At 77.5% G+C, this 18,507-nt stretch carries 20 protein-coding genes; 12 read left to right on the forward strand and 8 right to left on the reverse strand.

The window, feature by feature from the left end:
- The first annotated feature begins 44 nt into the window (after positions 1 to 44).
- Positions 45 to 887: an EamA family transporter gene (locus WA616_RS09775; protein ID WP_336029313.1), complete on the forward strand. Its 843-nt coding sequence runs from the start codon at positions 45 to 47 to the stop codon at positions 885 to 887.
- Positions 888 to 952: 65 nt separating this feature from the next.
- Positions 953 to 3,328, forward strand: coding sequence for a diguanylate cyclase domain-containing protein (locus WA616_RS09780; RefSeq protein ID WP_336029315.1), 2,376 nt, complete (start codon positions 953 to 955; stop codon positions 3,326 to 3,328).
- Between the two features lie 101 nt (positions 3,329 to 3,429).
- Here WA616_RS09780 and WA616_RS09785 read toward each other — a convergent pair whose 3' ends face one another.
- The 6 genes from WA616_RS09785 to WA616_RS09810 all read right to left on the reverse strand — a co-directional run bounded on the left by WA616_RS09785 (position 3,430) and on the right by WA616_RS09810 (position 7,047).
- The gene (locus WA616_RS09785; protein WP_336029318.1) at positions 3,430 to 4,014 is read right to left on the reverse strand and encodes a DinB family protein; all 585 of its coding nucleotides are present in this window, start codon (positions 4,012 to 4,014) and stop codon (positions 3,430 to 3,432) included.
- A 12-nt stretch (positions 4,015 to 4,026) separates the two neighbouring features.
- A complete protein-coding gene (locus WA616_RS09790; protein WP_336029320.1) occupies positions 4,027 to 4,827 on the reverse strand; it encodes a TrmH family RNA methyltransferase in 801 nt (266 codons plus the stop codon).
- A gap of 97 nt (positions 4,828 to 4,924) precedes the next feature.
- On the reverse strand, positions 4,925 to 5,311 hold the full coding sequence (gene rplT, locus WA616_RS09795; RefSeq protein WP_093579784.1) for a 50S ribosomal protein L20: 387 nt from the start codon (positions 5,309 to 5,311) through the stop codon (positions 4,925 to 4,927).
- A gap of 35 nt (positions 5,312 to 5,346) precedes the next feature.
- Positions 5,347 to 5,541 (reverse strand): 50S ribosomal protein L35, encoded by a 195-nt coding sequence (gene rpmI / locus WA616_RS09800; protein ID WP_073422719.1) that lies wholly within the window; start codon positions 5,539 to 5,541, stop codon positions 5,347 to 5,349.
- A 100-nt stretch (positions 5,542 to 5,641) separates the two neighbouring features.
- Positions 5,642 to 6,244: a translation initiation factor IF-3 gene (gene infC / locus WA616_RS09805; protein ID WP_073422718.1), complete on the reverse strand. Its 603-nt coding sequence runs from the start codon at positions 6,242 to 6,244 to the stop codon at positions 5,642 to 5,644.
- Between the two features lie 290 nt (positions 6,245 to 6,534).
- Complete coding sequence (locus tag WA616_RS09810; protein ID WP_442901993.1) at positions 6,535 to 7,047, reverse strand: PH domain-containing protein; 513 nt, start codon at positions 7,045 to 7,047, stop codon at positions 6,535 to 6,537.
- Between the two features lie 102 nt (positions 7,048 to 7,149).
- On the opposite strand from WA616_RS09810, the gene WA616_RS09815 reads away from it, so the two are divergent.
- The 4 genes from WA616_RS09815 (at position 7,150) to WA616_RS09830 (ending at position 11,702) form a co-directional block, all read left to right on the forward strand.
- A complete protein-coding gene (locus tag WA616_RS09815) occupies positions 7,150 to 8,214 on the forward strand; it encodes an MBL fold metallo-hydrolase (RefSeq protein ID WP_336029325.1) in 1,065 nt (354 codons plus the stop codon).
- 93 nt (positions 8,215 to 8,307) lie between these two features.
- Complete coding sequence (locus WA616_RS09820) at positions 8,308 to 9,039, forward strand: GAF and ANTAR domain-containing protein (protein ID WP_336029327.1); 732 nt, start codon at positions 8,308 to 8,310, stop codon at positions 9,037 to 9,039.
- Positions 9,039 to 10,496: a PP2C family protein-serine/threonine phosphatase gene (locus tag WA616_RS09825; RefSeq protein WP_336029329.1), complete on the forward strand. Its 1,458-nt coding sequence runs from the start codon at positions 9,039 to 9,041 to the stop codon at positions 10,494 to 10,496. The genes WA616_RS09820 and WA616_RS09825 overlap by 1 nt, the downstream gene beginning before the upstream one ends.
- Positions 10,497 to 10,544: 48 nt before the next feature.
- A complete protein-coding gene (locus WA616_RS09830; protein WP_336029330.1) occupies positions 10,545 to 11,702 on the forward strand; it encodes a uroporphyrinogen-III synthase in 1,158 nt (385 codons plus the stop codon).
- Between the two features lie 121 nt (positions 11,703 to 11,823).
- Here WA616_RS09830 and WA616_RS09835 read toward each other — a convergent pair whose 3' ends face one another.
- Entirely contained in the window at positions 11,824 to 13,209 is a 1,386-nt protein-coding gene (locus tag WA616_RS09835; RefSeq protein WP_073422714.1) for a nitrate/nitrite transporter, read from the reverse strand.
- A 147-nt stretch (positions 13,210 to 13,356) separates the two neighbouring features.
- Between WA616_RS09835 and WA616_RS09840 the strand changes: the two genes are divergently transcribed.
- The 4 genes from WA616_RS09840 to WA616_RS09855 all read left to right on the forward strand — a co-directional run bounded on the left by WA616_RS09840 (position 13,357) and on the right by WA616_RS09855 (position 16,645).
- Positions 13,357 to 14,148, forward strand: a complete 792-nt coding sequence (locus WA616_RS09840; RefSeq protein WP_336029332.1) for a hypothetical protein — start codon at positions 13,357 to 13,359, stop codon at positions 14,146 to 14,148.
- Positions 14,149 to 14,307: 159 nt separating this feature from the next.
- Positions 14,308 to 14,823: a SigE family RNA polymerase sigma factor gene (locus WA616_RS09845; RefSeq protein WP_073422712.1), complete on the forward strand. Its 516-nt coding sequence runs from the start codon at positions 14,308 to 14,310 to the stop codon at positions 14,821 to 14,823.
- Positions 14,811 to 16,226: a hypothetical protein gene (locus tag WA616_RS09850; RefSeq protein WP_336029334.1), complete on the forward strand. Its 1,416-nt coding sequence runs from the start codon at positions 14,811 to 14,813 to the stop codon at positions 16,224 to 16,226. The genes WA616_RS09845 and WA616_RS09850 overlap by 13 nt, the downstream gene beginning before the upstream one ends.
- The gene (locus WA616_RS09855; protein ID WP_336029336.1) at positions 16,223 to 16,645 is read left to right on the forward strand and encodes a hypothetical protein; all 423 of its coding nucleotides are present in this window, start codon (positions 16,223 to 16,225) and stop codon (positions 16,643 to 16,645) included. Before WA616_RS09850 ends, WA616_RS09855 begins: the two co-directional genes overlap by 4 nt.
- A 4-nt stretch (positions 16,646 to 16,649) precedes the next feature.
- On the opposite strand, the gene WA616_RS09860 is transcribed toward WA616_RS09855, so the two are convergent.
- A complete protein-coding gene (locus tag WA616_RS09860) occupies positions 16,650 to 17,438 on the reverse strand; it encodes an AraC family transcriptional regulator (RefSeq protein ID WP_336029338.1) in 789 nt (262 codons plus the stop codon).
- A gap of 50 nt (positions 17,439 to 17,488) precedes the next feature.
- Between WA616_RS09860 and WA616_RS09865 the strand changes: the two genes are divergently transcribed.
- Both WA616_RS09865 and arr read left to right on the forward strand, forming a co-directional pair.
- Entirely contained in the window at positions 17,489 to 17,971 is a 483-nt protein-coding gene (locus WA616_RS09865) for a DUF2000 domain-containing protein (protein WP_336029341.1), read from the forward strand.
- 18 nt (positions 17,972 to 17,989) lie between these two features.
- A complete protein-coding gene (arr, locus tag WA616_RS09870) occupies positions 17,990 to 18,418 on the forward strand; it encodes an NAD(+)--rifampin ADP-ribosyltransferase (RefSeq protein ID WP_336029343.1) in 429 nt (142 codons plus the stop codon).
- The last annotated feature ends 89 nt before the right edge of the window (positions 18,419 to 18,507 follow it).

Raw genomic sequence — 18,507 nt, forward strand, 5'->3', positions numbered from 1 at the left:
CGGCAGGGCGGTGCGGCGGGGACGGACACGGGGAGGCGCACCGGATGGCGACGCTGCTGGCGCTGGCCTCGGCCGTCGTCTACGGGATGGCCGACTTCGCCGGCGGCATGGCCAGCCGGCGGGTCGCCGCGGCCACCGTCGTCGCGCTGTCGCAGGCCGCGGGCCTGCTCACCGTGGCGCTGCTGCTGCCGTGGCTCGGCGGGGACCCGGCGCCGGCCGACCTCCTGTGGGGCGCGGTCGCCGGGATCGCCGGCGGCGCCGGGCTGGTCCTCTTCTACCGGGCGCTGGCCACCGGCGTGATGAGCGTCGTGGCGCCGGTGACGGCGGTGTCGGCCGCGGCGCTGCCGGTGCTCGGCGGGCTGCTGCTCGGCGAGCGGCTGGGCGCGGTGGCGGTGGCCGGCATCGTCCTGGCGCTGGTCGCGGTGGTGCTGGTGTCGGCGGAGGGCGGGCTGGCCTCGCTGCGCTCGGCCCGGCTGTCGGCCGTCGCCCCCGCGCTGGCCGCCGGCGCGGGCTTCGGCCTGTTCTTCGTCGTGCTCGACCGCACCGGCGACGACGCCGGGCTCACGCCGCTGGCCGCCGCCCGCGTGGTGTCGGTGCTGCTCGTCGGCGGGCTGGCGCTGGCCGGCGGGTCGGGGCTGCGGGTGCCGCGGCGGGTCCTGCCGGTGGTGCTGCTGGCCGGCATCGGCGACATGACGGCCAACGCGCTGTTCCTCGTGGCCACCCAGGCCGGCGGGTCGCTGGCGATCACCGGCGTGCTGGCGTCGCTCTACCCGGTGAGCACGGTGGTGCTGGCGCAGGTGCTGCTCCGCGAGCGGCTGGTCGCCGCGCAGCGGGCCGGGCTGGGCGCCGCGGCCGCGGCCGTCGTCCTCATCGCCCTTCCCTCCTGACCCTCCGGGGGGAGATCCCGGACCACCGGGTGTCGGATTCCGCCTCCCGTGCCGACAACGACCGCGTGACCCTCTCCTCACAGGCACCGGCGCCCGGCGGCACGGTGACCGACACCGTGGCCGACGTCGTGTCCGCCGCGCTGCTCGACGACGCCATCCGCGGCGTCCACAGCGTCTTCCAGCCGATCGTGGAGCTCGACACCGGACGGGTGGTCGCCTACGAGGCGCTCGCCCGCGGTCCGGTCGGCCCGCTCGAACGGCCCGACGCCCTCTTCGCGGCCGCCCGCGCCGCCGGCCGGCTGGCCGAGCTCGACGAGGCGTGCCGTGCCGCCGCCTTCCGCGGCGCCGTCGACGCCGCCCTCGTCGCCCCGCTGACGGTCTTCGTGAACGTGGAGCCCGAGGTGCTCGACACCGCCCCGCTGGCCGACCTGCTGGCCATCGCCGAGCGGGCGCCCGGCCACGTCCGGGTCGTCATGGAGATCACCGAGCGGGCGATCGCGGCCCGCCCGGCCGAGCTCCTGCGCACGGTGGAGCGGGTCCGCGAGCTCGGCTGGTCGATCGCCGTCGACGACGTCGGCGCGGAGTCGATGTCGCTGGCGTTCCTGCCGCTGCTGCGCCCCGACGTGGTGAAGCTCGACCTGCGCCTGGTGCAGGAGCGCCCCGGCCCGCAGATCGCCGAGATCATGAACGCGGTCAACGCCTACGCCGAGCGCAGCGGCGCCGTCGTGCTGGCCGAGGGCATCGAGGACGAGCGCCACCTGCGGACCGCCCGCGGCCTCGGCGCCACCCTCGGCCAGGGCTGGCTGTTCGGCCGGCCCGGCCCGGGTGCCGCGCCCGGCCTGACCGTCGGCGAGCTGGCGCTGCCCGGCGCCGGCGCCCCGGCCGGCGCGCTCGGCGCGGTGTCGCCCTTCGCCTGCCTGCCCGACGGCACCCCGCTGCGGCGGGCGCCCAAGGCCCTGCTCATCGAGCTGTCCAAGCAGCTGGAGCGCGAGGCGATGCGGCTGGGCGAGACCTGCGTGGTCGCCTCGACCTTCCAGGAGGCGCGCCACTTCACCGTCTCCACCACCCAGCGCTACCGCGACCTGGTCGCCCGCGCCGGCTTCGTCTGCGCCCTGGGCGAGGACCTGCCGGTCGAGCCGCTGCCCGGCGTGCGCGGCGCCCACCTCGACCCGGCCGACCCGGTGCGCGGCGAGTGGGACGTCGCCGTCCTGTCCCCGCACTTCAGCGCGGCCCTGCTCGCCCGCGACCTCGGCGAGGACGGTCCCGACCTCGAGCGCACCTTCGAGTACGCGCTCACCTACGACCGCGACACGGTGTCGGCCGCGGCGCAGTCGCTGCTGTCGCGGGTGGCACCGCGGGTCGGCCCCGTCGCCGGGCTCCCGGCGCACGCGCCGGCCGCGGCCGCCCCGGCGGGCCGGCCCGCCGGCGGTCTCGCCGTCGGCACCACCAACGCCGAGGTGCTGCTGCGCCGGGCGCTGGAGGCCACGCCGAGCGGCGTGACCGTGGTGGACATGCGGCTGGCCGACCAGCCGATCGTCTACGCCAACGCCGCCTTCCGGGAGCTCGCCGGGCTGTCCGCGCAGGACATCCTCGGCCGCAACTGCCGGCAGCTGCAGAGCCCCGACGCCGACCCCGCCGCCGTCGCGCGGATCCGGGCCGCCGTCGCCGCGGGCGAGTCCTGTCGCGAGACGGTGCTCAACGTGCGCGGCCCCGAGCGGACGCCGTGGTGGAACGAGCTGCACCTCGCGCCGGTGCACGACGCCGACGGCACCGTCGTCCAGTACATCGGCGTGCAGGTGGACGTGACCGCCCGCGTGGAGGCCGAGCGGGCGCTGGTCCGCGAGCGGGACCGCACGTCGGCGGCGCTGGCCCGCATCCAGGAGCTCGCCTACACCGACCCGCTCACCGGCCTGCCCAACCGGCGGCGACTGGAGGAGCAGGTGGAGGCGGCGATCTGGGAGGCCCGAGCCCGCGGCGACGCCCTCGGCCTGCTGTTCGTCGACCTCGACGGGTTCAAGGCGGTCAACGACGCGCTCGGCCACGCCGCCGGCGACGAGCTGCTGCAGGTGGTGGCCGGCCGGCTGCGCGACCGGGTCCGCCGCCGCGACCTGCTGGCCCGGCTCGGCGGGGACGAGTTCCTCGTCGCGCTGCCCGACCTGCACCCGGAGACCGCGGCCGCCGAGGCGGCGCGGGTCGCCGAGGAGCTGGTGGCCTCGATCCGCCGTCCGGTGCCGCTCTTGGGCACCGAGGTGACGGTGGGCGCGAGCATCGGGGTGAGCGTCTGCCCGGCCGACGGCGTCGTGTTCGCCGACCTGCTGCACCGGGCCGACCTGCGGATGTACGAGCGCAAGGCCGCCTCGCGCGGCGCGGTGGCCCGGGCGGCCACCGCGCGGGCGGCGGCCGCGGCGGTGCCGCCGCCGGCGGCGCCCGTGCTCGGCTGACCGGGGAGGGTCCGGCCGGGCACGGGGCGGAGGGGGACGGCGCGGTCGCGCCGTCCCCCTCCGCGCGTCCGGGTGGCGCCCGCGCCGGACCCGGTCCCGGCTCAGCGGAAGGCCGCCGCGGCCGCCTCGACCGTCGCGACGTAGGCGGCCCGGGCGGCGTCGCCGTCGCGGGTGAGGTTGTCGTTGTCCCGGCGCAGGCCGGCCGCGCCGTCGAGGCCCTCGCGCAGCACGTCGGCGTGGCCGGCGTGGCGCGCCACCTCGGCCAGCACGTGGACCAGCAGCGCGTGCAGCGTGGGGTGGCGGCGCTCCTCGGGCCACCACGGCACCTCGCCGGTGGCGTCCAGCGGGAGCGCGGCGACGGTGGCCTCCGCGTGCGCGGCCACCCGGGCGGAGAGCGCGAGGACGTCGGCACGGGACTCGTCGGCGCGCGCCCACAGGTCGTCGTCGTCCCCCGCGCCGGGGTCGTCCCAGACCATCGGCTCGGGGAACGGCCGGCCCAGCACGCCGCCCAGGTAGCCGGCCTCCACGCAGGCGAGGTGCTTCACCAGGCCGAGCAGGTTGGTGCCGGTGGGCGTCAGCGGCCGGCGCACGTCGTACTCCGAAAGCCCGTCGAGCTTCCAGAGCAGCGCCTCGCGGGCGGAGGTCAGGTAACGCAGGAGGGTCGCCTTGGCCGCGTCGTCGTCCACCCGGGCAGCCTGTCAGCCCTGGGCGAGCTGTGTGGCGTAGAGGCAGATGGCCGCGGCGGCGGCCAGGTTGAGGCTCTCGGCGCGGCCGCGCATCGGGATCCGCACCCGGGCGTCGGCGGCCGCGGCCAGCTCCGGCGGCACGCCGCGCGCCTCGTTGCCGAACAGCCACAGCACCGGCCCGGCGAGGACGTCGCCCAGCCCGTCGAGGGAGGCCTCTCCCCCGCCGTCGGCGGCGAGCACGGTGACCCCGTGGGCCCGCAGGTCGCCGACCAGCGGCTCCAACGGCGCGCCCCGGACGACGTCGAGGTGGAACAGGCTGCCCGCGCTGGACCGCACGGCCTTGCCGCCGTAGGGGTCGGCGGACCCGGCGCCGAAGACCACCGCGCCCGCGCCGCAGGCGTCGGCGGTGCGCAGCACGGTGCCGGCGTTGCCCGGGTCGGCGAGGCCGGCGAGGGCCACCGCCAGCGCCGGCGGGTCGGCGGCGAGCCGGCCGGCGGGCAGGTCGCGCAGGGCGCAGACGGCGACCAGGCCCTGCGGCGTCACGGTCTCCGACAGCGACGCCGCGGCCCTCTCGGTGACCAGCCGGACCGGGACGGCGGCGCCGGCGAGCAGGTCGCGGTGCGCGGCCGCAGCGGCCTCGGTGGCGAAGACCTCGCGGACGGCGTCCGGGTCGGACACGGCCAGCGCGAGCGCCTCGCTCACGGCCTGCCGGCCCTCGGCGAGGAAGGCGCCGGCCTCGTCGCGGCCGGCCCGGCGGGTCAGCTTCCGCGCGGCGGCCACCCGGCCCGAGCGCTCGGTCAGCAGCTCGCTCACGTCGTCGTCCTCCCCTGTCGCACGGACCCCGGACACACCGACGCCGCCGGCGCCGGCCCCGGAGGACCGGACGCCGGCGGCGTCGGGAGGCGGAACGTCAGGCGGCCTGCTCGCCACCGGCCGGAGCGGCGGCGACGGCGGCGCGGGCGGTCTCCACCAGCGCGGCGAAGGCGGCCGGCTCGTTGACCGCGAGCTCGGCGAGCACGCGGCGGTCGAGCTCGATGCCGGCCAGCTTGAGGCCCTGCATGAACCGGTTGTAGGTCATGTCGTTCTGACGCGCGGCGGCGTTGATGCGGGTGATCCACAGCTTGCGGAAGTCACCCTTGCGCACCTTGCGGTCGCGGTAGTTGTAGGTGGCCGAGTGGAGGATCTGCTCCTTGGCCTTGCGGTACAGGCGCGAACGCTGACCGCGGTAGCCGCTGGCGGCCTCGAGGGTCGTCCGGCGCTTCTTCTGGGCGTTGACCGCCCGCTTCACGCGTGCCACGTGAGTACTCCTTGTTCGTTACGGGAGGCGGGGGCTCAGATGCCCAGCAGCTTCTTGACGGCCTTGGTGTCGGCGGGGCTCAGGACCTGGTCCTTCTCCAGCCGGCGCTTGCGCCGCGAGGACTTGTGCTCGAACTTGTGCTGGTTGTTGGCCTGCTCGCGCATGATCTTGCCGGTGCCCGTCACGCGCACCCGCTTGGCGGTGCCCTTGTGGGTCTTCTGCTTCGGCATGTCCTCGTCGTCCTGTTCGTGGGTGTCGGCGCCGCGCGGCAGCGCGGGGCTGCCGCGACGGCGCCGGCCGTCTCGGTGGTGCGGTCCTGCGGTGCGCCGGTCAGGCCGTCGGGGTCTGACCCTCGGCGGCCCGCTCGGCCTTGGCCTGACGGCGGGCGCCGTCGGTCGCGGCCTGGTTCCGGTGCGGGGCGATCACCATGACCATGTTGCGGCCGTCCTGCTTCGGGTTGGACTCGATGACGCCCAGTTCGGACACGTCACCGGCCAGCCGCTGCAGCAGGCGGTAGCCCATCTCCGGGCGCGACTGCTCGCGACCGCGGAACATCACGGTGATCTTGACCTTGTCGCCCGCCTTGAGGAAGCGCTCGACGTGGCCCTTCTTGGTCTCGTAGTCGTGCGGGTCGATCTTCAGACGCAGCCGCATCTCCTTGATGACGGTGAGCGCCTGGTTCCGCCGGGCCTCGCGGGCCTTCTGGGCGGACTCGTACTTGAACTTCCCGTAGTCCATCAGCTTGACGACCGGCGGCCGGGCCATCGGCGCGACCTCGACGAGGTCGAGCTCGGAGTCCTGCGCCAGGCGCAGCGCCTCGCCGATCGGCACGATGCCGACCTGCTCGCCCTCCGGTCCGACCAGACGGACCTCGGGGACGCGGATACGGTCGTTGATACGGGGCTCGGTGATGGCCTCTCCTCTGCAGTTCACACGGGAGGAGCCGCCCTCCGGGACCGGAGACGACGAGGGCCCCGTGAGCGGTGTGCTCACAGGGCCCGTCTCGCCGGTACCGCCCCGGCCCACGGATGGGCCGGGTACGTCGCGGGACGCCGGCCGGGGCGGGCCGGCGTCTCGCGAACCGGTGACCTGGGCGCCTCGGCGGCGCCAGGTGGGAGCGGGCTCCTCTTGGGTCAGCGGCCCGGGGCGGGGCCGCTGGAGTGGTTCACGCGCCTCGTGTAGCGGGGAGGCACGCCCATGCTACAGCGTCCGGGACCTCCGGGTCATTCCCGGGCCTCCCACTCGTAGAGCAGCGGGCCGGTGGCGGGCTTCGGATGGGCCGCGCGGTGGGCGGCGAGCAGCGCCCGCAGGCCCTCGACGGCGTCGAGCGCGCGCTGCCGGTCGACCGCCTGGACGGCGAGGACGGCGACCTCGTCGTCGTTGGTGAGCTCGAGGCTGGCCCACGAGGAGTGCCGGTCGAACCGCACGGCCCGCACCCGGTCCCAGCCCAGCTCGTGCTTCACCAGCACGTTGCGCACGCGCACGCCGTCGGCGTCGGCGTCGACCCGGGACGCGCCGGCCAGCATCACGCCGCCCCCGACGAACAGGCCCAGGCCCACGACGGCGACCTGGTCGACCAGGCCGAAGGTGACCACGCCGGTCGAGGACTCGGTGAGCAGGACCGCGACGACGACCATCACGGCCACGACGACGGCGGCGGCGACCGCGCAGATCAGCCGCAGCCGGCGCGGCGTGGCGGACACGGGGACGGCGGGCGGCGTCGGCACGGCTCCCATCCTCCCAGCCCGGCGGCCCGGTGCGGTGGCAGAGTGCCGGGCGTGGAGGGTTCCGGCATGGGAGGGACCGGCGTGGGAGGGACCGGCGGAGGAGCGACGGGCATGGAGGTGACCGGCATGGAGGTGACCGGGCCCGCGCAGCAGGCGGCGTGGCGGGAGCGCACGGTGCCGGGCGTCGAGCGGGTGCGCCCCGGGCTGTGGTCGGTGCCGGTGCCGCTGGCCGGCCCGCTGCGCTGGATCAACGCCTACGTCCTGGAGCTGGCCGGTGGCGGGCTCGGGCTGGTCGACACCGGCTGGGACGCCGACGACAGCTGGGCGGCGCTGTGCGCGGGCCTGTCGGGCATCGGCGCCGGCGTCGCCGACGTCCGCGGCGTGCTGGTCACCCACATGCACTTCGACCACGTGGGGCTGGCCGCCCGGGTGCGGGAGGCCTCCGGCGCGTGGATCGCGATGCACCCGGCCGACGCCCGCGGCCTGGCCTCGCTCACCGGGCGGGCGCCGGAGCTGTCCACCGAGACCGAGGTGGCCTTCCTGGTGGGCCTGGGTGCGCCGGAGGCGGACGCCCGCGCCGACGCCGGCACGCCGGAGCAGCGCGCGCAGTGGCACCGGCTGGCCCGGCCCGACCGGCTGCTGGAGGACGGCGACCGCGCCGACCTGCCCGGCTGGTCGCTGCGCGCGGTGCACACGCCCGGGCACACCGCCGGGCACCTGTGCTTCGCCGACGAGGACACCGGCCTCTTCTTCGCCGGCGACCACGTCCTCCCCCGCATCAGCCCCAACATCTCCACCCACGCCGGCGGCCTGGCCGACCCGCTGCGCGAGTACCTCGGCTCGCTGGAGGCCGTCGGCGCGCGGGAGCCCGCCGAGGTGCTGCCCGGCCACGAGTGGCGGTTCCGCGGCCTCGGCGCGCGCACCCGCGAGCTGCGCGCCCACCACGAGCGGCGGCTGGCCGAGCTGCTGGCCGCCGTCCGCGAGCATCCCGGCAGCACGCCCTGGGACCTCGCCGCGCACCTCACCTGGTCGCGCCCGTGGTCGGAGTACGCGCGGCGGATGCGGATCTTCGCCGTCACCGAGACCGACGCGCACCTGCGGCTGCTGGCCAGCCGCGGGCTGGTGACCGGCGACGGCGGCGCGGTGCCCACCTGGACGGCGGCGGCCCTGCGCTGAGCCGCGGCCCCGCCGCGGCACTAACCTCCGGGGGCGGACCACGTCCACCCAGAGCCGGTGCCGAGGTGGCCGCACTCCTGACGAGGTGCACCCATGCGCCCTGACGCGTCCCCGCACCTCCCGCTGGCCGACGAGCTGTCGGTGGTCTTCGCCCGCATGGCGGGCCTGCTGCTGTCCGAGGAGACGGTCGACACCTCGCTGGGGCTGCTCAGCGCGCTCGTCCTCGAGACCGTGCCGGGGGCGGCCGGCGCCGGGGTGTCGATCGTCGACGAGCAGGGCCGCCGGTCCGCGGGCGCCACCGACCGCCGGGTCGAGCAGGCCGACGCCCTCCAGTACGAGCTCGACGAGGGGCCGTGCCTGGCCGCGGTCGCCGGCCGGCAGCTCGTGCGGGTCCCCGACCTGGCCACGGAGACCCGCTGGCCCCGCTGGGCGGCCGGGGCGGCGCGGCTCGGCCTGACCGCTGCGCTCAGCGCCCCGCTCGTCGCCGGGGAGCGGACGCTGGGGGCGCTCAAGGTCTACGCCGACGCCCCCGGTGTCCTCGACGCCCACACCGAGCGCCTGGTGACCATGGCCGCCGCGCAGGCGGCGATCCCGGTGGCCAACGTGCAGCACCGGGAGCGGGCCCGCCGGACCAGCGACGAGCTCCGCCAGGCGCTCGCCGCCCGCGACCTCGTCAGCACGGCCAAGGGCGTGCTGATGGCCCGGCACGGGATCAGCGAGGAGGCCGCCCTGGGGATGCTGGTCGCCCGCTCCGGCGGGGAGGCCGGGACCCTCCGGCAGGCCGCGCGCACCGTGGTCGACTCCGCCGTCCGCCGGCGCCGCTGATGGAGCGGTCCGGCCCCGTCCCGCCGTCCGAGCAGCTGGCCGCGCTGCGCGCGGCCAAGGCCCTGGCGGGTCTCGACGACGAACAGCTGTGGGTGCGGTACTTCTCGCTCGGCGGGAACGCCGACCTCATGGCCGTCGAGGCCCACCTCAGCGGCGTCCTCCCGCTGCCGCCCGTCGACGGCGACCTGCTGGCGCTCGCGGTCAACGAGCGGCTCGACGAGCTCGTCACCGCCCGGCGGGTCCCCTACACCCGCCCGCAGTACCGCCACCGGCCGACCACCGGCCCGCTCGCCGCCCTGCTGCAGCTGCTGGACACCGCGAGCACGGCCTCCCCCGACCGGCTGCCCGCCCTCACCGCCGACGCCGGCCGGATGCTGGGCGTGGAGGTCGTCGTGCACGTCGTCGACCACCAGCAGCGCCGGCTGTGGCGGCTGCCGTGCGACGACGAGCCCGCCGGGGAGCCGATCGCCGTCGAGGGGACGCTGCCCGGCCGCGTCTTCCAGACGGGCACCCCGCTGCCGTCGGAGGGGCACGGCGCCCCGCGGCTGTGGGTGCCGCTGGTCGACGGCGCGGACCGGCTCGGCGTCCTGGAGGTGCAGGTCGGCAGCGCGGCCGAGCTCGAGGACCCCGGCCTGCGCGCCCAGTGCCGCTGGCTGTCCTCCCTGGTCGGCCACCTGGTCACCTCGATGGGCCCCTACGGCGACGCGCTGGAACGCGCCCGGCGCACGGTGCGGCGGTCGGTGTCGGCCGAGCTGATCTGGCAGCAGCTGCCGCCGCTCACCGCGGCCTCCGAGCAGTTCGTGCTCGCCGGGCTGCTGGAGCCGGCCGAGGACGTCGGCGGGGACGCCTTCGACTACTCCCTGTCCCGCGAGACCGTCTCGATGGCGGTGTTCGACGCGATGGGCCACGGCCTGCCGGCGGGGCTCATCGCCGCCGGCGCGCTGGCGGCCTACCGCAGCGTGCGCCGCGACGGCCGCAGCGTCTTCGAGCAGGCCCTCGCCGTCGACGAGGTGGTCGCCGCGACGTTCCCCGGCAGCTCCTTCGTCACGGGCGTCCTGGCCGAGCTGGCCACCGGCTCCGGGCGGCTGCGGTACGTCAACGCCGGCCACCCCCCGCCCCTGCTGCTGCGCGGCGGCCGGGTGGTCAAGGAGCTCGGCGGCGGGCGGCGGGTGCCCTTCGGGATCGAGGCCGGCGGGGTCACCGTCGGCGAGGAGGTGCTCGAGCCCGGGGACTGGCTGGCCGTCCACACCGACGGGGTCACCGAGGCCCGGGACGCCTCGGGGGCCTGGTTCGGCGAGGAGCGGCTCGTCGAGTTGCTGACCCGGGCGTCCGCCGCGGGACACCCGCCGCCGGAGACGGCCCGCCGGCTGATGCGGGCCGTGCTCGACCACCAGGGCGGCGTGCTGCAGGACGACGCCACCGTGCTGCTCGCCTGCTGGGACGCCGGGCGTCCCTGAGCCCGGGGCCGACACATGCCCGCAACGCCGACCCGCCACCATGGTGCGGTGACCGCTCCCCAGCCCGACCCGGCTCCCGCGGACGCATCACCGGCTGCCGACCCGCCGGCCGGTGCACCGGCCCCGCTGGCCGGGTACACCGTGGCCGTCACCGCGGCCCGCCGGCGCGAGGAGCTCGGCGCGCTGCTCGACCGCCGCGGCGCCCGGGTGGTCTACGCGCCGGCGATCCGGATCGTGCCGCTGGCCGACGACGCCGAGCTGGTCGCGGCCACCGAGGCGGTGCTGGCCGCGCCGGTCGACCTGGTGGTGGCGACCACCGGCGTCGGGTTCCGCGGCTGGCTGGAGGCCGCCGAGGCGTGGGACCTGCCGCTGGTGGAGCACCTGCGCACCGCCCGCGTGCTCGCCCGCGGCCCCAAGGCGCGCGGCGCGATCCGCGGCGGCGGGCTGGTCGACGCGTGGTCGCCGGCGTCGGAGTCCTCCGCCGAGGTGCTCGAGCACCTGCTCTCCGGCGCGGAGGGCCCGCTGGAGGGCCGCCGCGTCGCCGTCCAGCTGCACGGCGACCCGCTGCCGGACTTCGTCGAGGCGCTGCGCGCCACCGGCGCCGAGGTGCTCACCGTGCCGGTCTACCGGTGGGTGCTGCCCGAGGACGTCGCGCCGCTGCGCCGGCTGGTGACGACGGTGGTCGCCCGCGGGGTCGACGCCGTCACCTTCACCAGCGCCCCGGCCGCGGCCAGCCTGCTGTCGGTGGCCGCGGAGATGGGGCAGCACGACGCCGTGGTGGCCGCGCTGACCGGCGGCGTCCTGCCGGTCGCCGTCGGCCCGGTGACCGCGGGCCCGCTCGAGGCGGCGGGCGTGGCCACCGTGCAGCCCGAGCGCTCGCGGCTGGGCGCGCTGGCCCGCGAGGTGGTGGCCCGGCTGCCCGAGCGCGACCCGGTGCTCGGCGTCGGCGGCGCCCGCCTGCAGGTGCGCGGGTACGCCGCGGTGCTCGACGACCGGCTGGTGGAGCTGCCGCCCGGCTCGATGGCGGTGCTGCGGGCGCTGGCGGTGCGGCCGGGCGCCGTCGTCGCGAAGGCCGACCTGGTGCGCGGCCTGCCCGGCGGCGGGGACGGGCACGCGGTGGAGATGGCGGTGACCCGGCTGCGCGCGGCGCTCGGGCCGGGCCTGGTCGAGACCGTCGTCAAGCGCGGCTACCGCCTGGCCTTGTGATCTGTCGCCCCACCGGGCTCCACGCGCGGCCAGGTGCCGTCCCCCCCGCGCCGCTGAGCCCGCCCGCGGCTCCCCCTCGCGGCCCTGCGGGCCCCCGCTCGGGGGCCCGCAGGGAGGCGGCCTACACCCCCGCCATGCGGGACGTCGGGCGCAGGTACACCGCCCAGGTGACCAGCACGCAGACGGCGTAGAAGCCGATGAACACCAGGTAGGCGGCGTCGCCGCTGCCGGTGGTGAGGAACGACTGGCGGAACGCGAGGTTCACCAGCACCCCGCCGAACGCGCCCACGGCGCCGGCGATGCCGATGAGCGCCCCGGACATGCGCAGCGCGTGCCGGTCGGCGGCGGCCGGGTCGCCGCCCGCGGCCACCGCCTGTTGCGCCTGGGTGCGGAACACCGCCGGGATCATCTTGTAGGTCGACCCGTTGCCCACGCCGCTGAGCACGAACAGCAGCACGAACCCGACGACGAACAGCGGCAGCGACCCCACCCGGCTGGCGGTGAACACGACGGCGGCGCCGGCCGCCATCGCGATGAACGTCCAGAAGGTGATCCGGGCGCCGCCGAAGCGGTCGGCCAGCGAGCCGCCGAGCGGGCGCACGAGGCTGCCGAGCAGCGGGCCCAGCCAGGTCAGCGACGCCGCGGCCAGCGGGGTGGCGAAGTCGGCGGCGAACTGGTTCTGCAGCACCTGGCCGAAGGCGAACCCGAAGCCGATGAACGAGCCGAACGTGCCGATGTAGAGGAACGCCATCACGTAGGTGTGCGGCTCGCGGGTGGCCTCGCGCATGGCCCGCGGCTGGTTGCGCGCCGTCGTCAGGTTGTCCATGAGCAGGGCCGCGCCGACGGCGGCGACCACGATCAGCGGGACGTAGACGAGCAGCACGACCCGCGGGTGCTCCGCCCCGGCGGTGGCCAGCACGAGCAGGCCGACGAGCTGCACCACCGGGACGCCGAGGTTGCCGCCGCCGGCGTTGAGGCCGAGCGCCCAGCCCTTGAGCCGGTCGGGGTAGAAGGCGTTGATGTTGGCCATCGAGCTCGCGAAGTTGCCGCCGCCGACCCCGGCGAGGCACGAGACGACCAGCAGGGTGGAGTAGGAGACGCCGGGCTCCAGGACGACGGCGGTGGCGACGGTGGGCACCAGCAGCAGCGCGGCGCTCACGATCGTCCAGTTGCGCCCGCCGAAGGTCGCGACGGCGAAGGTGTAGGGCAGCCGCACGAAGGCGCCCAGCGCGGTGGGCAGCGTGGTGAGCAGGAACTTGCCGGCCGGGTCGATGCCGAACACCGGCTCGGGCAGGAACAGCACGAGCACCGACCACAGGCTCCAGACCGAGAAGCCGACGTGCTCCGAGAACACCGAGAAGAACAGGTTGCGGCGGGCGACCCGCTTGCCGGTGCTCTCCCAGAACTGCGGGTCCTCGGGGCGCCAGTCGTCGATCCAGCGCCCGCCGCGCGGCGGGCTCGGCGGTGCGGGGGCGGTCGGGGGCGCGGTGCGGGTGGGGGCGGCCATGGGGCGGAAGCGTCGCGGGCCGCGGTTTCCCCGCCGTCGCCGTCACGGGGAACTCCTGTTCCGATCTGCTCACCGCCCCTGCCCCCCTGTGGTGAGGCGGCCGCCGCCGGGCCGACACGCGGCGCCCGGCTCGGCCATGATCGACGCGTGGAGCAGCGGGAACGGGCGCCGGGTCGCGCGCTGGTGGAGGCCGGCGAGCTGGTGGCCGGGTCGATGGCGCGCGGCGCGGCCGGGCTGCTGTTCGACCCGGCGCCGGCGCGGGTGCGCCTGGACGCGGGGCTCGCCGCCTGGCTGCGGCGCACCGCGGACGCGGCCGACACCGAGCCGCCGTCCCCGGCGTCGACCCGCGGCCGCTGCCGCGCCGGCGCCGCGCTCGCCTTCGCCACCGAGCTGTCGGTGACCCGCGCCGCCCAGGGTCGTACCGTGCGCACCGACGCCTTCCTCCTGCCCGGCCCGGGCGAGCGCGCGCCGGCCGACGAGGTGGGCGAGGCGGTCCTGCTGGCCGCCCGCGCCACCGCCGAGGAGTGGCGGGTGCGCCACCTCGGCTACCTGCTCGCCGAGGCCGCCGTCTCCCCCGACCTCGACCCCGCCGTCGTGCACCGCGGGCTGCGGCTGGCCACCGGGCTCACCGGGCGGCAGTGGGTGCTGCTGGCCGCCGTCGGCCGGCGCGAGCGCGTCCCGCTGCCCATGACTCCGGTGCCGCAGGACCCGCGCGGCTGGACGGCGTGGGGCGCCCTGGAGGACCTGGCCGAGCTGCAGCGCGACGGCCTGCTCGACCCGCCGCCGGCCACCCCGCGCCCGGGCGGCGCGGCGCTCCCCCGGCTGCGCCCGGCCGACCTGCGGCTGACCCGCCGCGGCGTGCTGGTGCACCGGCTGCTGGCGCTGGACTTCGTGCGGGACCGGGCGGTCGCCGACGCGCTCGCCGACCTGGCCGGCTGACCCGCCGCGCTCCTACGCTCGCGCCGCGACCGCCGTCCCCGCCGTCCCCGGCGGCGCGGGCAACGACGGTGATCGTGACCGTCCCGTGACCCGCCGCTGTGGGTCCGCCGGGGGCCCCGCCGCGTGTAGAGGGTGACGGCGACCGGCGGGAGGCACGGGGTGGGCAGCGAGGACACCTGCTTCGAGTCGTTCGTGTCCCGCGAGCAGGCGGGGCTGCTGCGCCTCGCCGTCCTGCTCGCCGGCGACCGCGGGCACGCGGAGGACCTCGTGCAGACCGCCCTGCTGCGCACCTACCGGCACTGGGACCGCGTGGCCGGCCGCGGCGACCCGACGGCGTACGTCCGCCGGGCCGTGGTCACCGCGCACACCAGCTGGCGGCGCCGGCTGTCGACCGGCGAGCAGGTGGTCGAGTCCGTGCCCGACCGGGCCGGACCGGCCGACGAGCGCGACGGCGACGAGGAGCTGCGCGCGGCACTGCGGACGCTGCCGCCGCGGATGCGCGCCGCCGTCGTCCTCCGCTACTACGCCGACCTCTCCGAGCAGCAGGCCGCGCAGGCCATGGGCTGCTCCGCGAGTGCGGTCAACACCCAGACGACCCGAGGGCTCGCCCGGCTGCGCGCGCTGCTGACCGCGCCCGTGCCCGTGCCCGGGGAGGGCTCCCGATGGACGACCTGACCGACCGGCTGACCCGGCTCGCCGAGCGCACCGCTCCCCCGCCGCGGGAGGACCTCGCCGCCGCGGTGGTGGCGCGGCACCGGCGCGACCGGCGGCGGCGCACCGGCACTGCCGCGGTCGCCGTCGCGGTGGCGGCCGTGGTGGTCGCGGTGCCGGTGGTCGTGCGCGGCGGGGACGACCCCGCCCCGGCGACCGGCGTGGCCGCGCCCGGGTCCGTCCCGGACGGCGTGCTGGACGGGCCTCCCCGCGGCTCGCTGGCCGGCGACGCCGCCTTCGTCGAGGGGGTGCGGCGGCTGCCGTGGTCGGGCGACGCCGCCGGCGTGCCCGAGCCCGCCCTGGACGGCCGGCGCGTCGTGTTCGCCGGGGAGGTCGCCGGGCAGCGGTGGGCGCTGGTCGCGGCCCCGAACGGCGACCAGCCGGCCCCGCTCGTGCCCGACCCGGAGCTGGAGACCGACCTCGGCGCGCGCGGCGGAACCGTCGCCGCGTGGTTCACCGGCCCGGCCGGAGCGGCCCCGGAGCAGATGGCGGTGCACGGCCTGCCGCGCGTCGTCGACCCCGCCCAGCCGCTGGCCTCGGCCGATCCGGTCACCGGCGCGGTGGTGGTCGTCACCGAGCCGGGCGACGTGGTCAGCGTCTCGGAGCGGCCCGAGATCGCCGCCGACGGCACCGCCTCCCGCACCTGGGCCCGCGTCGACGCCCCTGACGGCGTCGCGCTGGTCGACCGCGGGCCCTCGCCGCTGCCCTCCGACGCCGCCTACCGCTACCGCGTCGAGCGCGACGGCACCGAGGTGATCACGACCATGCCGGACACGCCCTGGAGCCAGTTCACGCAACCGGAGCTGGACGTCGCCTGGGCCCGTGCGCAGCCGGCGGCGGCGCCGGGCGACCAGGTCCTGCGAGCCGAGATGGACGCCCTGCTCGCGCGCACCGGGCTGGGCCCGGACGACGTCGCCTTCTCCGTGCTGTGGGCCGGTGACGTGCCCGCGCCGACCGTCGGCACCGCCCGGCTGGCCGTCTTCACCGCCACCCTGCCGTCGGGCGCGGTGTACGTGGGGACGACGGCCGGGGTGGCCGTCGACCGCACCGGCAGCGCCGGCTGGACCTGCGGCTCGGAGCTGCGGGCCGCCGGCGACGGCGACCGGGTGGTGGCCGCGGTGTGCGACGTGACCGACGCGAGCGCCGACTCGCCGGTGCTGCCGACCCTGGTCGTCGTGGCCCCGGCCGAGGCGGCGTCGGCGCGGCTGCTCGACGCGGCCGGCGGCGTGCTCGGCGAGGTGCCGCTGGTCGACGGCGTCGCGGCGGTGGGGCCTCCGCCGGACGGGCTGGCCTCGGTCGAGACCCTCGACGCGGCGGGCGCGGTGCTCGAGCGCGCCGAGCCGCTCGGGGAGGCGCTGCTCGAGTGAGGACGCCGCTGCTGCTCACCGCCGTCCTGCTGGCCGGCTGCGCGGGGGCCCCCGGCGGCCCGGACGGCGCGGTCTGCCCCGCGATCGGGTGGACCAACGGGCTGCGCGTGCAGCTCGCCGGCGACTGGGGCGAGCCCGCGCCGGCGTCGGTCCGGGTGGCCTGCGCGGGCGGGTGCGGGCAGGTCGTCCGCGAGGACGCCGACCCGGTGCCGCGCGCCGCGGTGACGGCCGCGCTGACCGGCTCGACCGCCGGCGTCCCGGTCGACATGACGACGCCGGACTCGGCCGTCGTCACCGTGCTCGCCGCCGACGGCACCGTGCTGGCCGAGGAGGAGCGCGACCTCGACTGGGTGCGGGTCGGCGGCAGCGCGGCGTGCGGCGGGCCGATGGAGGCCGCGGTCGAGGTCGCCGCGCCCTGAGCGCTCAGGCCGAGCGGGCGTAGGCGGCGGGCGTCGTCGCCAGCATCCGGCGGAAGTGCCGGGTCAGGTGCGCCTGGTCGTGGAACCCGACCGCCTGGGCGACGTCGGCCGGCGGCATCCCGGCCAGCAGCAGCCGCCGGGCGCGGTCGACCCGCCGCCCGGTCAGGTAGCGGTGCGGCGGGAGGCCGTGCCGGCGGGTGAAGGCGCGCACGAGGTGGGTGGCCGAGACGCCGAGGTCGGCGGCGGCCGCCTCCAGCGGCAGGCCCTCGACGAGGCGGGCGTCGAGCAGGTCGCGCAGCCGGTCGGCGACGCGGTCGTCGCGGACCTCGTCCGGCGCGGCGACGGCGCGGTCGAGGTGGCGGCCCAGTCGCTCGACGACGAACGCCAGCCGGCTGGCCGCCTCGAGGTCCTCGGTCGCCGGCGTGAGGGCGGCGTGCAGCCGGGACACCCGGTCGCGCAGCACGGGGTCGGCGAACGCCGGCCGGTCGACGGCGCGGCCGACGCGCTCCTCGCCGAGCGTCGCCGGCTCCAGGTACAGCACCCGCTTGCGGAAGCCGCCGGGGAACTGCGAGCGGCCGTCGTGCGGGACGCCGGGCGGCAGCAGCGTGACGGCGGCCGCCGAGGCGCCGTGCGGGTGGCGGTCGAGGTCGTAGCGGACGGCGCCGTCGTCGACGAGCAACAGCGTCCAGGCGTCGTGGGTGTGCGCCGGGTAGACGTGGTCGGTGAACCGGGCGTGGAACACCTCGGTGAGCCCGGGGACCGCCGGCCGCCAGGCGACGACGTCGGCTGCCACGTCAGGAACGTACAAGAACCGGGCCACCCGCCGGCCCGACGCTGGGGGGCATGGAGACCACCACCGTCGAGGACACCGCCGTCGAGGAGAGCGCCGCCGTCGAGGAGACCGTGGACGTCGGCCCGCCGTGGCCGACCAAGATCGCCGTGGTGCTGCGGGAGGGGCTGCTGCCGTGGCAGGAGTTGAACGTGACCGCGTTCCTGTCCAGCGCGGTGGCCGCCGCGGTGCCCGAGCTCATCGGCCGCCCGTACGAGGACGCCGACGGCACCGCCTACCTGGCCATGTTCCGCCAGCCGGTGCTGGTGCTCACCGCGTCGGGCGAGGTGCTGGCGCGCGTGCGCACCCGGGCGCTGGAGCGCGGGCTGCCGACGTCGCTGTTCACCGCCGACCTGTTCGCCACCGGCGGCGACGCGGAGAACCGGGCCGCGGTGCGCGCCGTGCGCGGTGCCGAGCTCGACCTGGTCGGCCTGGCGCTGCACGGGCCGAGGAACGCCGTCGACAAGGTCACCAAGGGCGCGCGCATGCACGGCTGAGGACGGCAGGATTCCGGCGTGACCGACGAGCCGGCCGACGTCGCGGGGCCGTACTTCCACGGGACGCGGGCCGACCTCGCCGTCGGCGACGAGCTCGTCCCCGGCCACCCCTCCAACTTCCAGGCCGGGCGGGTGATGAACCACGTGTACTTCACGACACTGCTCGACACCGCGGTGTGGGGCGCGGAGCTCGCCACGGCGCTGGCCGGCACCGGCGACCGGGGCCGGGTGTACGTCGTCGAGCCGCTCGGGTCCTTCGAGGACGACCCGAACGTCACCGACAAGCGGTTCCCGGGCAACCCGACGCGGTCCTACCGCACCCGCTCGCCGCTGCGGGTGGTGGGCGAGGTCGGGGACTGGGAGGGACACCCGCCGGACGCACTGGCGGGGATGCTCGCGAGCCTGCAGCGGCTGCGCGAGCAGGGCCTCGACGTCATCGAGGACTGACGCTCACGCCGACCCGCCGAGTGTGCGCCCACCGGGCTCACGCACGGGCCGGGGACCCCGCTGGGCGCACACTCGCCGTCGTCGCTCTG

The sequence above is a fragment of the Geodermatophilus sp. FMUSA9-8 genome (genome assembly GCF_037034165.1).
GTDB classification, from domain to species: Bacteria; Actinomycetota; Actinomycetes; order Mycobacteriales; family Geodermatophilaceae; genus Geodermatophilus; species Geodermatophilus nigrescens.